15 protein-coding genes are annotated in these 17,963 nt (G+C 57.8%); 3 read left to right on the plus strand and 12 right to left on the minus strand.

Annotated features, from left to right (window positions below; all coding sequences use genetic code 11):
• Complete coding sequence (gene doeB / locus Z947_RS0117075) at positions 1-993, plus strand: N(2)-acetyl-L-2,4-diaminobutanoate deacetylase DoeB (RefSeq protein ID WP_025045495.1); 993 nt, start codon at positions 1-3, stop codon at positions 991-993.
• Positions 994-1,025: 32 nt separating this feature from the next.
• The gene (locus tag Z947_RS0117080; RefSeq protein WP_025045496.1) at positions 1,026-2,402 is read left to right on the plus strand and encodes an aspartate aminotransferase family protein; all 1,377 of its coding nucleotides are present in this window, start codon (positions 1,026-1,028) and stop codon (positions 2,400-2,402) included.
• Between the two features lie 55 nt (positions 2,403-2,457).
• Here the strand turns inward: Z947_RS0117080 and phoB are convergent, their stop codons facing one another.
• From phoB to Z947_RS0117135, 11 genes are all read right to left on the minus strand, one after another.
• Entirely contained in the window at positions 2,458-3,138 is a 681-nt protein-coding gene (gene phoB / locus Z947_RS0117085) for a phosphate regulon transcriptional regulator PhoB (protein WP_025045497.1), read from the minus strand.
• Positions 3,139-3,150: 12 nt separating this feature from the next.
• Complete coding sequence (gene phoU / locus Z947_RS0117090) at positions 3,151-3,858, minus strand: phosphate signaling complex protein PhoU (RefSeq protein ID WP_025045498.1); 708 nt, start codon at positions 3,856-3,858, stop codon at positions 3,151-3,153.
• A 12-nt stretch (positions 3,859-3,870) separates the two neighbouring features.
• On the minus strand, positions 3,871-4,641 hold the full coding sequence (gene pstB, locus Z947_RS0117095) for a phosphate ABC transporter ATP-binding protein PstB (protein WP_386629667.1): 771 nt from the start codon (positions 4,639-4,641) through the stop codon (positions 3,871-3,873).
• Positions 4,642-4,682: 41 nt separating this feature from the next.
• Positions 4,683-6,011 (minus strand): phosphate ABC transporter permease PstA, encoded by a 1,329-nt coding sequence (gene pstA / locus Z947_RS0117100; RefSeq protein ID WP_025045500.1) that lies wholly within the window; start codon positions 6,009-6,011, stop codon positions 4,683-4,685.
• Positions 6,008-7,192, minus strand: coding sequence for a phosphate ABC transporter permease subunit PstC (gene pstC / locus Z947_RS0117105; protein WP_025045501.1), 1,185 nt, complete (start codon positions 7,190-7,192; stop codon positions 6,008-6,010). The genes pstA and pstC overlap by 4 nt, the downstream gene beginning before the upstream one ends.
• 75 nt (positions 7,193-7,267) lie before the next feature.
• Positions 7,268-8,299, minus strand: a complete 1,032-nt coding sequence (locus tag Z947_RS0117110) for a substrate-binding domain-containing protein (RefSeq protein WP_025045502.1) — start codon at positions 8,297-8,299, stop codon at positions 7,268-7,270.
• Positions 8,300-8,404: 105 nt separating this feature from the next.
• Complete coding sequence (locus Z947_RS0117115; protein WP_025045503.1) at positions 8,405-9,454, minus strand: ATP-binding protein; 1,050 nt, start codon at positions 9,452-9,454, stop codon at positions 8,405-8,407.
• Between the two features lie 468 nt (positions 9,455-9,922).
• Positions 9,923-10,915, minus strand: coding sequence for a glycosyltransferase (locus Z947_RS0117120; RefSeq protein ID WP_025045504.1), 993 nt, complete (start codon positions 10,913-10,915; stop codon positions 9,923-9,925).
• On the minus strand, positions 10,912-11,892 hold the full coding sequence (locus tag Z947_RS0117125; protein ID WP_025045505.1) for a glycosyltransferase family 2 protein: 981 nt from the start codon (positions 11,890-11,892) through the stop codon (positions 10,912-10,914). The genes Z947_RS0117120 and Z947_RS0117125 overlap by 4 nt, the downstream gene beginning before the upstream one ends.
• A gap of 23 nt (positions 11,893-11,915) precedes the next feature.
• Entirely contained in the window at positions 11,916-12,839 is a 924-nt protein-coding gene (locus Z947_RS0117130; RefSeq protein ID WP_025045506.1) for a glycosyltransferase family 2 protein, read from the minus strand.
• Positions 12,836-14,077 carry an oligosaccharide flippase family protein gene (locus tag Z947_RS0117135; protein ID WP_025045507.1) on the minus strand — a complete coding sequence of 414 codons (1,242 nt, stop codon included), beginning with the start codon at positions 14,075-14,077 and terminating at the stop codon, positions 12,836-12,838. Before Z947_RS0117135 ends, Z947_RS0117130 begins: the two co-directional genes overlap by 4 nt.
• 189 nt (positions 14,078-14,266) lie before the next feature.
• On the opposite strand from Z947_RS0117135, the gene Z947_RS0117140 reads away from it, so the two are divergent.
• Complete coding sequence (locus tag Z947_RS0117140; protein WP_025045508.1) at positions 14,267-15,466, plus strand: polysaccharide biosynthesis/export family protein; 1,200 nt, start codon at positions 14,267-14,269, stop codon at positions 15,464-15,466.
• On the opposite strand, the gene Z947_RS0117145 is transcribed toward Z947_RS0117140, so the two are convergent.
• The gene (locus Z947_RS0117145; protein WP_025045509.1) at positions 15,456-17,957 is read right to left on the minus strand and encodes an ATP-binding protein; all 2,502 of its coding nucleotides are present in this window, start codon (positions 17,955-17,957) and stop codon (positions 15,456-15,458) included. The genes Z947_RS0117140 and Z947_RS0117145 overlap by 11 nt on opposite strands.
• Positions 17,958-17,963 lie beyond the last annotated feature (6 nt).

Raw genomic sequence — 17,963 nt, forward strand, 5'->3', positions numbered from 1 at the left:
ATGAAGCCTTCACCGATTGAACCGACAATCCCGCTGGACCGCGACGGGGTGCACCACGGATTTCTGCGCCTGCCCTACAGTCGCGACGACAGTGCATGGGGGTCGATCATGATCCCGATCACCGTGGTCAGGAATGGCGAAGGCCCAACGGCTTTGCTGACCGGCGCAAACCACGGCGATGAATACGAGGGACCGGTGGCCTTGCAGGAACTGACGGTCACCTTGCAGCCCGCCGATATCACGGGCCGTGTGATCATCGTGCCGGCGTTCAACTATCCCGCTTTTCGCGCGGGTACGCGCACCTCGCCCATCGACAAGGGCAATCTGAACCGGTCCTTTCCGGGGGCTGCGGATGGCACGGTCACCCAGAAGATTGCCGATTACTTTCAGAACGTTCTGCTGCCGCAAACTGACATCGTTCTGGATTTTCATTCCGGTGGCAAAACCTTGGATTTCATCCCTTTCGCCGCGGCCCACGTGATGGACAACACACTGCAGCAGGCCGCTTGCTATGATGCGATGCAGGCCTTTAACGCGCCCTATTCCGTGATGCTGCTCGAGATTGACAATGTCGGCATGTATGACACGGCGGTTGAGGACATGGGCAAAACCTTTGTTTCTACGGAACTGGGCGGCGGCGGGTCCGCCAGCGCGAAATCCATCGCGATTGCCAAAAAGGGTCTGCGCAATGTGTTGATCCATGCGGGGATATTGCAGGGCGAGATGCAAATTGATCCGACTGTGAACATTGACATGCCCGATGGGGATTGCTTTGTGTTTGCAGAGCATGAGGGGCTGTTCGAGCCGATGCTTGATCTGGGCGAAGACGTGACCGAAGGGGACGTGATCGCCCGCGTTTGGCCGGTGGACCGCACAGGTGTGCCGCCACTTGAATACAAAGCCAAAACATCCGGCCTGATCATCAGCCGCCATTTTCCGGGGTTGATCAAATCGGGCGATTGCATGGCAGTGGTCGGCCGCCGCGTCGACTGAGGAAAAGCGCCCCAAGGGCCGAAGGAGTAGATATGCTAAAGAACGACCAGCTTGACCAATGGGACCGCGAGAACTTTTTCCACCCCTCAACCCATCTGGCACAGCATGCGCGCGGCGAAAGCCCGTCGCGCGTGATCAAAACCGCCAGCGGTGTTCACATCGAAGACCGTGACGGCAACAAGTTGCTGGACGCCTTTGCCGGACTGTACTGCGTGAACGCCGGCTACGGGCGGCGCGAAATCACGGATGCGATTGCGGCCCAAGCGCAGGAACTGGCCTATTACCATTCCTATGTCGGACACGGCACAGAGGCGTCGATCACCCTGTCCAAGATGATTTTGGATCGCGCGCCCGCCAATATGTCCAAGGTATATTTTGGCCTTGGCGGGTCTGATGCGAATGAGACCAACATCAAATTGGTCTGGTATTACAACAACATCCTTGGCCGTCCCGAAAAGAAGAAAATCATCTCGCGCTGGCGCGGATATCACGGGTCGGGCATCGTGACGGGGTCACTGACGGGGCTGGAGTTGTTTCACAAAAAGTTCGATCTGCCGATTGAACAGGTCAAACACACGATGGCACCGGATTTCTTCCGCCGCGATGATCTGTCCCAAACCGAAGAACAGTTCACCGCCGCCTGTGTCGCCGATCTGGAAGAACTGATCGCGCGCGAAGGGGCCGATACCATCGCCGGTTTCATCGGCGAACCGGTGCTTGGTACAGGGGGCATTGTGCCACCGCCACAGGGCTACTGGCCCGCCATTCAGGCCGTGCTGAAAAAGCACGACATCCTGTTGATCGTTGACGAAGTGGTCACCGGTTTCGGCCGTCTGGGCACCATGTTCGGGTCGGATAAGTACGGGCTGGAGGCGGATATTATCACTATCGCCAAGGGTCTGACATCTGCCTATGCGCCCCTGTCGGGGTCCATCATCGGCGAGCGCATGTGGAAAGTGCTGGAACAGGGCACGGATGAGAACGGCCCCATCGGCCACGGCTGGACTTATTCCGCCCACCCAATCGGCGCGGCGGCGGGGGTTGCGAACCTGAAACTGATTGATGATCTGGATCTGGTGGCAAATGCCGGTAGCGTCGGGGCCTACCTGAACAGCAGCATGAAAGAGGCGCTGGCGGATCACCCGCATGTCGGGGATGTGCGCGGCGAGGGTATGCTGTGTGCGGTGGAGTTCGTGAAAGACAAGGACAGCCGCACGTTCTTTGATCCGGCAGACAAGATCGGGGCACAGGTTTCCGCAACCATGCTGGCCCAAGACAAGGTTATCGCACGGGCCATGCCGCAAGCGGACATGCTGGGCTTCGCCCCGCCATTCTGCCTAAGCCGTGACGAGGTGGATACCATTGTCGCCGCCACTGCGCGCGCGGTTAAAACCGTGCTCGGATCATAAAAGGCGAAAGTGCAAAACCGACAAGCCGCGGCAGAAACAGCCGCGGCTTGTTTTTTTAACCTAAGGCGTAGCCGGCACCGCGTACCGTACGGATCGGATCGCTGCCCTTGACCCCGCTTAGTGCTTTACGCAGCCGGCCCACATGAACGTCGACCGTGCGTGTATCCACGTAGTTCTCTAGCCCCCAAACACGGTCAAGCAGTTGTTCACGTGTCCAGACGCGGCCGGGTTTTTCGATCAAAGTGCTGAGCAGTCGAAATTCGGTTGGTCCCAGTTTGACGTCATCGCCCGCGCGGGTCACGCGGTGGGTTTCGGAATCCAGAATGATGTCTTCAAACATCATGGTTTCGCCAACGGTCGTCGGTCTGACACGGCGCAGCTGACCCCGGATGCGGGCCATCAATTCGGCGACGGAATAGGGTTTGATCACATAATCATCAGCACCGGTTTCAAGGCCGCGCACTTTGTCGATGTCTTCTGATTTCGCTGACAACATGATGACAGGAATGCCGCGTGTGGCAGGGCTTGCCTTGAGACGGCGACAGACCTCGATGCCCGACAAGCGGGGCATCATCCAGTCCAGTACAATAACGTCCGGCAGGTCTTCCTTGACGCAAATCAGCCCCTCTTCGCCGTCGCCGGCTTGCGTCACCCGACAGCCTTCGGCTTCGATGTTGTAGCGCAAGACTTCGCGCTGCGCCGGTTCGTCCTCAACAATCAATACATGTGGTTGCATCGCCTGTGCCCCTTACTCCAACGTGCTGAGATAGGACGTGCTGTCGGACTTTGGCCGGTCCTCTTCGGGCATTTCACCCGTCACAAGATAGATCACCTGCTCGGCCATATTGGTCGTCAAATCGCCCATCCGTTCAATGTTCTTGGCCATGAAGTGCAGATGCATGCAGCCTGTGATCTGGCGGGGGTCTTCCATCATAAAGGTCAGGAATTCGCGGAACAGCGCGTTATACATCTGATCCACTTCCTGATCGCGCTGGCGCACGTCTTCGGCGATTTCGGCATCCCTGCGGACAAAGGCATCCAACACATCCTTGAGCATGGATTGCACTTCGCGCGACATCCGGCGCAGTGACGAATTCGAACTGGCGGAATTAGGCATGTCGATCAGCGTCGAGGTCCGTTTTGCGATATTCTTGGCATAATCGCCAATCCGCTCAAGGCTTGCGGCAAGGCGCAGCACAGTCAGAATGATACGCAAATCCTTGGACACAGGCGCACGCAGCGCAATCACTGTCGCCGCCACATCGTTGACCTCAAGTTCAAGCGCGTCGATCGCCTTGTCTCTCCTGCGCACAGTTTCGGCCAGTTCAATGTCCTGGGTTTCCAGCGATTTGGCCGCATCAAGGATTGCCTGTTCAACCAGCCCTCCCATCTTCATGATCAAGGTTACAAGACCTTCGAGATCGCGGTCATAGGCTGATAAAATATGTTCGTTCATGACGCCTGCTCCTTACCCGATCCGACCGGAAATATAGCTTTCCGTCCGAGGATCTTCTGGGTTGGTGAAAATCTTGTCCGTATCGCCGAATTCGACAAGGTTCCCCAGATGGAAGAACGCTGTCTTCTGGCTCACACGCGCCGCCTGCTGCATCGAGTGGGTGACGATGACGACGCAATAGTTCTTGCTCAGGTCGTGAATAAGTTCTTCGACCTGTGCGGTCGCAATCGGGTCAAGCGCCGAACACGGTTCGTCCATCAACAAAACCTGCGGTTCGGTAGCGACTGCGCGGGCAATACAAAGCCGCTGCTGTTGCCCGCCCGACAGACCGGTACCCGGCGCATCCAGGCGGTCTTTGACCTCGTCCCAGATGGCACCGCGCCGCAGGGCACGTTCGACAATCTCGTCCATTTCAGCTTTGCTGTTGGACAGCCCGTGAATGCGAGGCCCATAGGCCACGTTGTCATAGATGGATTTGGGAAACGGGTTCGGCTTTTGGAAAACCATGCCGACCTTGGCGCGCAGTTGCACCGGATCGACGCGCCGGTCATAGATGTCCTCGCCGTCAATGAGGATGTCCCCGGAAACGCGGCAAATGTCGATGGTGTCGTTCATCCGGTTGATGCAGCGCAGAAATGTGGATTTGCCACAGCCTGACGGGCCGATGAACGCGGTGACCGCCTTATCCTCGATTTCGACATTCACATCCTTGATCGCATGTGTGTCGCCATAGTGGACCTGCACATCTTTGGCGCTGATCTTGGTTGTGGTTTCGGTCTGCATTTTAACGTCCATATGGTTTGAATCTAACATGTCCGGTCTCCCTACCAGCGGCGTTCGAATTTACGGCGCAGAATGATCGCAATGATGTTCATTGCCAGCAGGAACACCAGCAATGTGATAATAGCCCCTGACGCGCGTTCTACAAATCCGGGGTCGGCGCGCTGTGTCCAGTTGTAGATCTGGACCGGCAGCGCGGTTGATGCTTCGCCAAACAGGCCGGCATCAGGTGAATAGGCGGCAGGGTATTCCCGCACAAAAGCAACCATGCCGATTAGTAGAAGCGGCGCGGTTTCCCCCAACGCTTGGGCAAGGCCGATGATTGTACCGGTCAGAATACCGGGGGCTGCAAGCGGCAGAACATGGTGGAACACCGATTGCATTTTCGACGCCCCGACACCCAGCGCCGCATCACGGATCGACGGCGGCACGGATTTAAGCGAAGCACGCGTCGAGATGATGATCGTCGGCAAGGTCATCAGCGTCAAAACCAGACCGCCGACGAGAGGCGAGGATTGGTTCAGCTCCATAAAGTTGATGAAAATCGCCAGTCCAAGGATACCGTAGACAATCGACGGCACCGCCGCGAGGTTCGAAATGTTCACTTCGATCAAGTCGGTCCAGCGGTTTTTCGGGGCAAATTCCTCAAGGTAGATCGAGGATGCGACGCCAATAGGCAAGGCCAGCACCAGCACCACCACCATCATGTAGAGCGAGCCAAGGATGGCAACGCCCAGCCCTGCGGCTTCGGGACGCTGGTCAGACGCATCGGGTGCAAACAGGAAATCCCAGTTCAGGCGGGTTTCAAGCAGCCCTGCTTCTTTCAAATCCTCTGCCAACTTCAGCGCTTCGGGTGAGGTATTACCGTCAAGGGCGGCGCTTTCCATTGTGACGCGGCCTTTGAAGAACCCGTCGATGCGTCCTTCGGCCAGCAAGTCGAACGACATGCTGGTGCCAACCACATCGGGGTTCGCAAGGACAAAGTTGCGCACCGTTGCAGGGGCTTCTTTCGAGATCAGCTTGGCGACATCTTTCTTGGACATCTCGGTGGTAATGCCCGCATCCGCCATGGTTTCCAGCAGGCTGTCGCGCAGCACGGAGGCATAGCCGATTGTCGTCACCTTGCGCATGACCGCAAGGTCGCGCACGCCGGATTTGTCCAGCTTGGCCTCCGGCAATTGCACGTTGATCGTTAGATAGGTCTGGCGAAAGGCGCTGAGGCCGCTGCCCAGAACCGAGGTCAGCAAGATGGCCAGCGCCAGCATGGCCACAATAATCGCGCCAATGCCATAGGCCTTAAAGCGGGCCTCGGCGGCATTTCGTTTGCGGGTGCGGGCATCGACCGTCAACAGGGATGTGCTTGCATGGCTCATTCGTACTGCTCCCGATATTTGCGCACGATATAAAGCGCAAAGACATTCAGCCCCAAAGTGATGACAAACAGCGTCAGACCAAGGGCAAAGGCGACAAGGGTTTCAGGCGAGGCGAAATCGGTATCGCCGGTAAGTTGGCTGACAATTTTCACGGTAACCGTGGTCATTGCCTCAAACGGGTTGAGCGACAGACGGGCGGCGGCCCCTGCCCCCAGCACGACGATCATAGTTTCACCAATCGCACGGGAGGCAGCCAGCAACACCGCGCCGACAATCCCTGGAAGTGCGGCGGGCACCACCACCTGACGGATGGTTTCGGATTTTGTCGCCCCCAGACCCAACGATCCGTCGCGCATGGATTGCGGCACAGCGTTAAAAATGTCGTCCGACAGCGAGCTGACGAAAGGGATCAACATGACCCCCATGACCAACCCCGCGGTCAACACCGAAGATGCGCTTTGACCAAAGCCCATAGGCACGGCGAAATAGTCGCGCAAGAAAGGCCCGACAGTGACCAGCGCGAACAGACCGTAGACGATTGTCGGGATCCCCGCGAGGACCTCGATGGCCGGTTTGGCGATAGAGCGCAGGCGCGGGCCGGCATATTCAGAAAGGTAGATCGCTGCGAACAATCCGATTGGCACGGCAAAGGCCAGCGCGATCAGACTGATATAAAGCGTCCCCCACAACAGCGGCAGGATGCCCAAGTCGCTGTCACCGCGAAAGTTCGGGGACCACTCGGTTGAGAAGAAAAAGTCCTTCCAGTCGTAGTCCTGAAAAAAGTTTGCGGTTTCAAACAGCATCGACAGGACGATGCCAACAGTCGTGAGGATCGCAACACCGGAGGCGGCGATTAGCACCAGCGTGATGATGCTCTCAGCACGGTTGCGGGCTATAAATTCGGGGCGGCTTTGCCAGATCGACAGGACCAGCGCCACAGCGGCGACCGCTATTACAATGTAGGGCAAGAAGGCAGGAGCCAGACCGCCCAATCCGCCAATCAATGCGATCAATATGGCGGGCAGGAAAACCGAAAGGCCCGCACTTAACCCGTATTGTTTGGGCAGAGAAGCGAGCTTGCGCCGGTCCCCTGCAACAAACCTCAGGGCGTGACGTGGAGCCATAAAATATGCAGTGGCACTTAGCGCGATTGCAAGCAGCACGGACAGTGAAAGCGACATCGCTGATTGGCCTCTGTTTTGAGAAAGAAGCGAAGGGCCATGACCGGCCCCTCGCCTGATGTTGGAAGGGCTGGATTAGTTGCCCATGAACTCTTCGTTCATGACGGCGTTCTGCACGTCCGCCAGTGCCGGGTCGGAAACCAGACCGTATTCGGCCAAAGGACCGTCAGGGCCTGCCATGTCGTCAGAGACGAAGAATTCAGCAAATTCTTTTACGCCTGGGACAACACCGATGTGATCGGCCTTGATGTAGAAATACAGCGGGCGCGATACAGGGTAATCACCGGAAGCAATGCTTTCGGTCGTTGGCTCAACGCCGGACATGGTTGCGACCTGCAACTTGTCAGTGTTGTTTTCGTAGAACGCCAGGCCGAAAACGCCGATGCCATTGTCGTCAGCTTGGATACGGGCCAGTGTTTCGGTGTAATCGCCATCAATATCAACGGAACGGCCGTCGGTGCGGATCGCCATGCAGGTGCCTTCGGCTGCGTCTTCGTCACCGCCGTTGATTTCCATGATCTGCGCCATTGCGCCGGATGCTTCACAACCCGCGAGGATCACTTTTTCTTCGAAAACTTCGCGTGTCCCGTGCTTGGTGCCCGGAATGAACGCCTGAATAGGCTGGTCTGGGAATGCCGGGTTTACTGCGGACCAGCTTGTGGTCGTGTTGGCAACCATTGCGCCGTCTTTTGGCATCTCTGCGGCCAGCGCTTTGTACCAGTCTTCCGGCGTGAACTCAAAGCTGTTGCCGTTGATGTCAGAGGCAAAAACGATGCCGTCATAACCGATACGTACTTCGATGATGTTGGTCACACCTGCTTCGGCGCAGGCTGCAACTTCTTTGCTTTTGATTTTGCGCGATGCGTTGGCAATATCGATTGTGTTTTCGCCAACACCTTCGCAGAACCGCTTGAGACCAGCGGAAGAGCCGCCGGATTCAACAACTGGCGTCGGGAATTCAAAGTTCTCGCCGAAAGCTTCGGCAACAATCGCCGCATAGGGAAGAACGGTAGAAGATCCTGCCACTTGCACGTTGTCACGGGCGAATACCGCTGTCGAAACCAAAGTCAGCGCCACAGTGGTGGCGGTCGTTTTCATGAAGGACATCAAAAAGCTCCTGTCTGCCAGTCATCGACCCCGTGCACATCACGCGGCCTCTAGGGGTCTTTTGGGCACGCTTGACCAAGCTTTTGTGACAGTTTTGTAAGAGTTTTATGACAGTGGAGGATTTTGTTCAAAAACAGGCAAAATAACTGTAAAAGTGCTGCCTTCACCCTGAACACTTTCGATCAAAAGGTGCCCGCGATGGCGGTGAATGATGTGTTTGACGATGGCAAGGCCCAATCCGGTGCCCCCCACCTCGCGCGAACGATGAGAATCGACCCGATAGAATCGCTCGGCAAGGCGCGGCAGATGATGCGGTGCGATGCCTTCACCGTCATCGCGCACCGAAAGACGCAGCCCGTTCTGACGCAGGCGTGTTTCATAGGCCGGCCCGTAGACGCCCACCGTTATGTTCCCGCGCTTGGCCCCGTAGCGCAACGCATTCTCAACCAGATTGCCGATCACCTGACGCAACTGGCTTTCGTCCGCCAGAACCATCGTGCTCTTTCCGTGGTCCTCCAAAGTGACAGTCGCCTCAGCTGCGTCAATCAGGGGGCCAAGGTCGGCAAGCGCACGCGCTGCGATCTCGGCAATATCAACTTTCGTGGTGGGGCGTTTACGTTCGCTTTCCTCGACACGGCTGAGTGACAACAGATCATCCACAAGGTTCGACATGCGCTGCGATTCACGTTCCATAATGTCGAGAAACCTGTCGCGCGCCTTCTCGTCATGTCGCGCAGCACCGCGCAGTGTCTCGATAAACCCAACCACAGAGGCCAAGGGCGTGCGCAGCTCGTGGCTGACGTTTGCAACAAAATCACGCCGGAACGATGCAAGGTCTTTCGCCTCGGAGGTATCTACGAACGTCAGCACCAAACCACCATCCGCAGGCGCGATATGCACATCATAGCGCACATCACTCTGCCCCACAGTCGTGGTAAATTTCCCGACCCGTTTCTCCAGCGATGCGGCCGTGTCTTCGATGGCGGCGATCAGACCGGGCTGGCGCAGGGCAAAAACAAAGTTCTGGTTCAAAACCTGTTCACCCAACAATTCAATGGCGGGCCGATTGGCAAAAGCAACCTTTTGGTTTGCCGTGATGAAAACCGTAGGAAACGGCAGGGCCGCAATCACATGCTTTGCTGAAATGTCGTTCATTCTTTGCCTTCTCGAAAGTTGGAAACCTGATCGAGGGCCCATACGCCAGAACCTGTGCCGTCTCAAAAGCAACTGGGTTCTTGATTGTCAAGTTGCTGGTGTGGGCGCAAAGAAACCCGTGAGGACCGTTTTGTACACCGACCTGATGTGTTGGCTCGCGTCTGCATGTCCCCCGCGATCAGTTCCTGTGTCCGCACAACGGTCTTATCCAAAACCGCGGCGAAATCGCCGCCGGATCTTCAGCTGGGCTGTTTCAATGTCCCGCGCTGCATCCGAGTAAGAGCCCGAACAGGCGCAGCCACGGCGTGCCCCGTCACATTCTGGGCAAACCGATACGGTTTATAGCATCAAAAGAATCGATCTAAATTTACTGGCCACGTTTGATACGCTCTACGGAGAACGATCAATCAGCGCAGCGGCGATGCGGGCCGGACGTTGGCGCAGCCAGATCTCGGCCCTCCCGATCCTCTAAACGCCGACACCGCGCAGCATGAATTGCCAGCAGTCGCGAAACTGGTTTTCCAGCTGTCGGGTGGTCCGAACAACAGAGCCTTCTCTCCCGGCGTTGCCCCGCTTCACTTCACGGCTGATCAATTCCGCCAATTCCTCAAGGTTAGTGGCATCCATCATCACGCCACCGTGGCGGGCATGATCGCTTAAGCCGTCGATGTTATGGCACAGCAGCCGACGGCCGGCGGCGAGCGCCTCAACCGCGACCAGACCATAAGCCTCCCAGCGCGAGGGCATCAGAACAACGTCGACACCGGCCAGCGCGGTCACGGGATCGGATTGGAAACCGCGAAATACGATCCGACTGTCCGGGCCTGCAAGTTTCCTTAGCGCGGTTTCCTGCCCGCCTTCACCGATGATATGCAATTCGATGTCGGGATCGGCACATCTGCGAAAGGCTTTGATCAACGTGTCGAACCCTTTCTGATCATCCAGACGCCCGATTGCGGCAAAGACACGGGCGGGACCGGCCGGCGCCGGCAAGGCGCGAAAGGCTGACAAATCCACGCAGGACTGGATTGTCGTCAACTTGTCGGTATGGACCAGACGGCTGGACACCATCCAGTCCGCCTGCCCGTTGCTAACACAAACGATCCGGTCGAACAGCGCATAGGCCAGTTTGAGCAAGCTTTTGAACCGCAGCGGGTTGGTGACATTGTGGGTCACGAACCCTTTGGTATAGCTGTGTTCAACATGAACCAAAGGCGTGCGGGGATGGGTGGCACGCAGGGCGGTAAGCGCGGGCAAACTGCGCCAGGACACGGCCAGATGCGAAACGATAACATCCGCAGGTCCCAGACGACCGATGATTTTACCACGCTTGACGGGTCGGACTTCGTGATCGGCCGTTTGCGCCATTTCGCGGTCAGTGCGCAGAAAATCGAGAACACGCATCACGCCGCCGGCGGTGGTGTCGTCCACAAGGTGCAAAATTTTTGGAAGCTGTTTCATGCCTTTGCTCCCCTGCGTGCCATCAGTACATCCAGTGCCAAAGGCCCGGCGAACCGCAGCACCAGCGCAGCGGCAATTGTGACAGCTGATTTGCGGGGCTCTTCCCACAAGGGTCTCCATGATTGGGCCAACGACTGCGTCAACAGGTCCATAGCGCGGCCGGTATCTTTGTCACTGATCGCGCGACGGGCGAGATAGCGCAGTTGATAGGCACGTGCCGCCTTGCCGGTCTTGGCAAAAAACTCCGGCGCAATCATCGAAAGCTTCGCAACCATGCGCTCCCATGCAGCAAGCTGCAAATCAGTTGCTGCTGACAACCCGCCCGCATTCACACGGTACAGGGTAAGGTTGCCTTCGATGCCTTCGAACTGCCATTGCGTTGTCAGGGCAATACGCAGCCAGCACTCGATGTCTTCGGATTGGCGAAAGGTTTCGTCAAAGTACCAGTCGCGGGTCGTTTCTGCCGCGGGGCGATGGGCGATGGCGTCAAAAACAGCTTTGCGGATGACGGGGGCCGAACCATTGCCAATCGGGTTACGTTTGAAAATATGCGCCGCCGTGATGTTCTTGAGGCACGGCGTTTGCGCCATCCCCAGCGCCGCACCGTCGTCATCGATCAACGCCGAGCCCGAAAAGCTGACGCCGACTTCGGGGGTCGCCTGTAAATGTGCCACATGGCGTTCCAGTTTCTCGGGAAGCCACAGATCATCCGCATCGCAAAATCCGATAAATTCACCACGCGCTGCGGCAATACCGGTGTTGCGCGCACCTGCCAGACCGCGATTGCGCTGGGTAATGACGTTGAGATTGGCACTCCCTTCATAGTCACGCAATACAGCGGCCGTTGCATCGGTGGAGCCGTCATTGACCACAATAATCTCGACATCCGCAAATGTCTGGGCAAGCAGCGCGTCCAGCGTTGCAGGCAGGGTTTTCGCCACGTTGAAGGCAGGTACGATGATGGAAGCGAGGGGCATGGGAGCCTCCTTATATTGATAGATCAGCGGGAGAAGACGAATTGCGAAAGGCGCGCAGGAAGAACCGGTGCCACCAGCGCACCCAAAAGCGTGCCAATGCCGCGCTTTGGTGCATTGAAAAAACCGGCGGGGCTGCGCAGGACACCTTGGAGCGCAAAAGCGAGCGGCATCAAACGCCCCTGCCCCAGACGCAAAGCGCGCCGGCTGAGATAGCGCAGGAAAATCGCGTCGGACTGCCGGCTGGGCAGGTGCCCATAATGTGCAGCGGTACGGATCGCACCCTCTCTGCCCTTTTGCATGGCGCGCAGATCGGCAGACAAACCGTAGGGGCTGGTGCGGTACCATGTTTGGCATTTGTCGATCCCGACCACATGCGCGCCCGTGCCGACCAGACGGATCAGCCATTCAAGGTCTTCGTTATGTACGAGTGTTTCATCAAACCCGCCGGTGCGCATGAACGCAGCACGACGCACGGCAATGTTGGACATTGTGCAAACCGGGTTTTCACCCAACAACATCGGAATGCTCAGCGGCGCGGAAGGCACGGCCGAAAAACTGGTCGCACTGGTCGGGTCATCCTGAAAAAACGCAACCTTGCCGAACGCGGCATCAACTTTGGGGTCGGCGAAACATGCTGCAAGTTGGCTCAGCTTGTCCGGCCACCAGATGTCATCGGCATCACAAAACGCGATCACTTCGCGGCTGGCAAAAAACATTGCACCGAAATCGCGCGCACAGCTCGGGCCTTTGCCAACGTTTTGGTAGACCTGAATGCGCGGATCGCGGGCACTGATCTGCTCCAGCAGCGCAACTGTCGCATCAGTGGATCCGTCATCCACACAGATGACTTCCCAATCATCGTAGGTCTGGGCCTGAATGCTATTCAGCGTCGCCTGGAGGGTTTCGACCGCGTTGTAGCAAGGAACGATGATTGAGAAGTCCGTCATGACTGCACCTGTTGGTAGGAGGGAAAGAGATCGATATGGAGGGTTGCAAGAGCGCCAAGCACCATCAGCCCGCCTGTGACGACAAGGTATCCGGTGGCCATTGCGAACAGCCCGAAGGGGGCCAGCAAAAGGGTGCTGGCGAGAACGGCCAGAGCAAGCGCACAGGTCATCCAGAGTTCGACCTGTGGTTTCCCCTGCACGCGCAGCCAACCGGCCGCAGTGGCCCAAAGTGTTGTCGGGATCGCGACAAGGCACAGGATAGAGACAAGCGGTGCTACTTCTTCCCAGCCCTCTCCCAACAGCAGCGGCACATACAAAGGTGCCAAAGCTGATTGCAGGATCACCACAGGGGCAATCAGGGCCAGCCCGACGCGAACGCTTTGGCGCATGGCACCCGCCGGATCACGGGATTGGCTGAGATGGGGGAACAAAACGGTGGAAAAGGCCGTGGAGAACGCATTCGAAAGACTGAGCCCCGCATTAAAGGCCATAAAGTAAAGACCAAGCGCTTGGGGTCCCATTGTCATTCCGACCACGATTTTGTCGCCCTGCAACCGCAGCACTTTGACAACTTCGATGCCAAGGACAGCCCAGCCATAGTCGATGAAGGGCCGCAAGGGGGCAGCGGTGATGCCCGCCTTTGCGGACCACGGATGCAAGGCACGCACGGCAAACAGCCAGATCGGGGCCGACAGAACACGCGGCAGGATCAGCGCGATGGCGGACGGGTAGACAAGCACCAGCAGGATCGAAAGCAGGTTCGCGCCTACCACTTGCACGCCGCCAATCGCAGCTGTCTGGCGCAGCTTTCCGGCGCGCATTGCCAGCGCGACCTGAACCAGACCGGCAGGCATGAACAGATACTCAAGCCCCATCAGCACGATCAGACCGGCAAGCAGCGCACTGCCGCCTGACAGATACAAAGCACCGGCAATCAATGCCTGAAGCGCGAACAATCCAAAACACCAAACCCAGAAAATGCGCCGCGCTGCAGTGCAGGTCGCTTCAAGCGCGTCATCGCTGGCCGCGATAATCCGCTGGCCCACACCATTTTCCGTCAACGCCTTAAGGATGTCGCCCGCCGCCATTGCCGATGCTGCAATCCCGATTTCGGTCAGATCGAGGGTGCGGGCCACTGCAATCACGACCAAAAGGCGCGAAGCCTTGGCCGCCACTTCCGATGCGCCATAGGCGACCAGATTGGTGGCGAGTGTTTTGGTTGTGTCAGACAAGGGCATGGGGCGGTCTTTCGTTGATTTCCACCAACCCTACCTCGTCCCCTCCCCCGCCGTCGCGCACGCCACAGGACAGGTTACCTGCGCAAATGGAACACACCCTATCCTTCAGTATAGCCTTCGGAGCGTTTGACCCGTGGCGCGTCACAGTTGTTGTGCTTAGGGTGTGTTCAACCCGGTTCTGGAGGCGTTATGTCAGGTAAACCAATATTAAGTGGCACATTCGCAGCCCTATTGATGACAGGTGCCTGCACAGGATTCGACACGCCCGACAACCTTGAACCCGTGGCACAAGGCGACGGATATCAGGCGCAATACCGTGAACCCGATGTGACCCGCGCCCAAGCGGACCTGTTGAAATCCGCAAGGATAAACGCGGAAAAATGTCTGCCCCTTGGCGGGTCTGCTGGCAAAGGGTCCAGCATTGCAGCAAGCGTTTTGCGCGGTGAGCGGTTGTCGCGCAACGATCTGCTGGATGTGCGCATCGCCGAGGATGACACGTTCAACGGCAGCTATGTCGTGTCGCGCGACGGGATGCTGAAACTGCCGTTCCTGCGGCCGATCCGCGCGCAGGGGCGCAGCACGGATCAGGTGGAAGCCGACATTGCAACGGCACTGCTGGCGGATGATTTTTATCAGGAACCGCCCCGCATATCGGTGCGTGCTGCCGATTTTGCATCCATATCCATCGGTGTCTCGGGGGCGGTATTCGAACCCCACGCTGTCGAAATCGGCGGCGTGCGCGGTGACACAGTGGACAGCCTGCGCCAAGTGGCATCCGGTGCCTCAACCGAAGGGCGCAATCTGTCGGCGGCCTTGCGGGCGGCAGGCGGTGTGCGCCCTGACGCGGATATCTCTGCCGTCGAGGTGCGCCGCGGCGGCAAGACCTATCGTCTGGACATGCGCGGCGTGTTCGAGGGCAAGAACACCGTGGATATCATGCTGCTGACCGGCGATGAGGTGCGCGTGCCCAGCCGTCAGTGTTTTCAGGATGACCTGATGCGACCCAGCCCGATCAGCCCGCCGGGCATCAGCCTGTTTCTGTCAAACCTCACACAACCCGCGACCAACAACGCCGCCTCTGCCATCGGCCAGACCGTGCGCCAAGTGCCCTATGGGTCACGCTACATGCAGGCGGTGATCGACGCCAACTGCGTTGGCGGGGCGCGCTCGACCAGTGCGAACCGTTCTGCGGTGCTGTTTTCACGCAACCCGATGACCGGCGTTTCTGTGGTGATCGAACGCGACATCGAAGACCTGCTGCGCCGCGCGGACCGCGATGATTACGATCCTTACTTGCTTCCCGGTGATGCGATGGCCTGTTACGACAGTACGGTCACGAATATCGCTGAAATCGGTCGCGTGCTGGGTGTCGTCGCATTTAGTCCTTAAGCGGAACCTCGGCCAATGCCTTTTTGCTGCGCTTCCAGACATCTGCAAGCGCGGCAATTGCGGCCATCACGCTGGCGTCTTCCCCTTCTTTCGCGCCGCGTTCAATCGTGACCAGCACATCGCGAAAGACCACTGCACCGAACAGCGCAGCATTGCCCGCAACCTTGTGGGTTTGATTGGCAATCTCGTTGCGATCCAGTCGGGCATCGCCCTCCAGCCATTCAATAAGCGCCTCGGCTTCCGCGCTGAACCGCGCCAGCAGCTTCGGATAGTTCTCGGCCCCTATCACGTCATAGGTTTCTGCATTGTGCGCACGATCAATCAATTCCGGCGCGTGTTTTGGTGCAGGTGTTTCCTGTTGCCCCAGCACGGCGCGCAGATCGGATTTGCGCAGCGGTTTCGTCAGCACACCGTTCATCCCCTGCGCCAGAAAATCGTCACGTTCAGAGGGCAACGCATTTGCGGTCAAGGCCACAATGCGGGCATTGCGTGAGGCCCCGTTGCCCTGCCGGATCTGGCGTGTGGCGCTGCGCCCGTCCAGAACGGGCATGCTGATGTCCATCAGGATCAGGTCGAACCTTTCGCCAGCAGCCATATCAACGCCTTGCTGACCGTCGTGGGCTTCTAAAACCTCGTGCCCGTCGGCTTGCAGCATTTCACGCACAACAAACCGGTTGATCTCGTTATCCTCGACCACAAGCACGCGCATAGGGGCGATGATTGCGCGCCTTTCTATCAGATTGTTCAGCTTCGGCGCCGAGCTTGCAGCTTTTGCAGGGACCACAAGGCGGAAGGTACTGCCCACGCCAAGTTCGCTTGCGACCATGATCTCGCCCCCCAACATATCCACGAAACGCTTGGCAATGCCCAACCCCAGCCCCGTGCCGCCGACTTCGCGGTCATAAGCGGTGTTTCCGGTCACAAAGTCGTCGAAAATGCGATCCTGAAGATCATCGGGAATCCCTGCGCCCGTATCTTCAATCTCGAAAGTCAATTCGTCGCTGTGCCAACTGGCCGTCACGGAAACCCGTCCCCGTTTGGTGAACTTTACCGCGTTGCCGATCAGGTTCATCAAGACATGCTGCAACCGGTCGTTGTCCGAAACGACCCAATGTTGCGCGGGACCGTCCCAGCCCCAATCCAGTGTGGTTTCCTGCGTCGATGCCATGCCGCTTTGGCTGTCGATGATGTCTTGCAGCAGGTCAGACACATTCATCGGCTCAAGGTTCGCGTTCACCTTACCCGCATCATATCGAGTGATGTCGAGCACATCCGACACATGGCTTAACAGCAACCGGCCAGAGGTTTCCATATTGCGCATATAGGTGGTTTGTTTGCCGTTCAGCGTGGTGTCACCCAGCAGACTAAGGTTGCCCAACAAACCATTCAAAGGCGTGCGGATTTCATGGCTCATGGTCGCCAGAAACTCTGATCGGCTTTTCTCGCCGGCAATCGCCTTGTCGCGGGCGTCGACCAATTCGGCCTCGTCCGCTTTTTGTTGGGTGATGTCGCGCAGGAAGGCGATGAAAATATCGCTGTCTTCGGTGACCGCTGATTGAATGGCCAACTCTACCGGAAAGATTGATCCATCCGCGCGTTTGGCTTCCAACTGGACGCGGCCCTTGCCGACCACACGTTTTTCGCCCCCCTGACGCATCCGCTCCATGCCCGCATCATGACCGGCCCGAAGGTGGTCGGGCACAATGATCGCCCCCAACTCATGCCCGATGACGTCCTTGGCACGGTGGCCAAAAATCTCTTCTGCGGCAGGGCTGAATTCAATGATCCGACCTTGGTCATCGCTGACGATAACACCGTCCAGCGAGGTGTTGATTACGGTGTTCATTCGCGTGCCGGTTTGGCGTTGCGCGCGCTCCTGCTTGCGCATCTGCCCGTTGAGGCGCACAAGATACAGCACGGACAGGCCAAGGGCCCCAATCAAAACCGCCAAGGCCAGCGCAAGTTCTGTCATCGTCGACGCCACATCTGCACGCTGCTTATCGGCGTTCTGGGCGAAAATCTTGAGACCGGAATTGGACAGTTTGCGCACATCGGGGCGGATGTCCTCAACAAGGCTTGCAAGCCTTGGCAGGCTGCTGGTCAACGCGACATCGGTTGCATCGATATAGGGCACCGTCGTTTCCAGCCAGTCGCTGATACTTTGCAACGTGGCGCGGAATTGGTCATCCGCGCGTAGTTCTTCGAAAACCTGCGCCTGCGATACGGTATTGATCCGGCTATAAAAAATGTCGAACCGCCGCCGAATGCCAGCCAAATCCGAACCCACACGAATCCGGCCTGCAAATTCCTGAAACTCGACCTCGGTCTGGGAAAGCGACCATTGCACATTGTCCGAGCTGGCCGAGCTGAGTTCTTCGATCTCGCGGGTCACGTTCCATGTCAGAAACGCAATGGCCATAACAATAACAAGACCGGCCAGGACAAGGAATATCCGGCCGGTTCTACTGCGCGTGGTGCGGGCTTGTGTCATGAAAAA

The sequence above is a fragment of the Sulfitobacter geojensis genome, from assembly GCF_000622325.1.
In the GTDB taxonomy this organism is placed as follows: domain Bacteria; phylum Pseudomonadota; class Alphaproteobacteria; order Rhodobacterales; family Rhodobacteraceae; genus Sulfitobacter; species Sulfitobacter geojensis.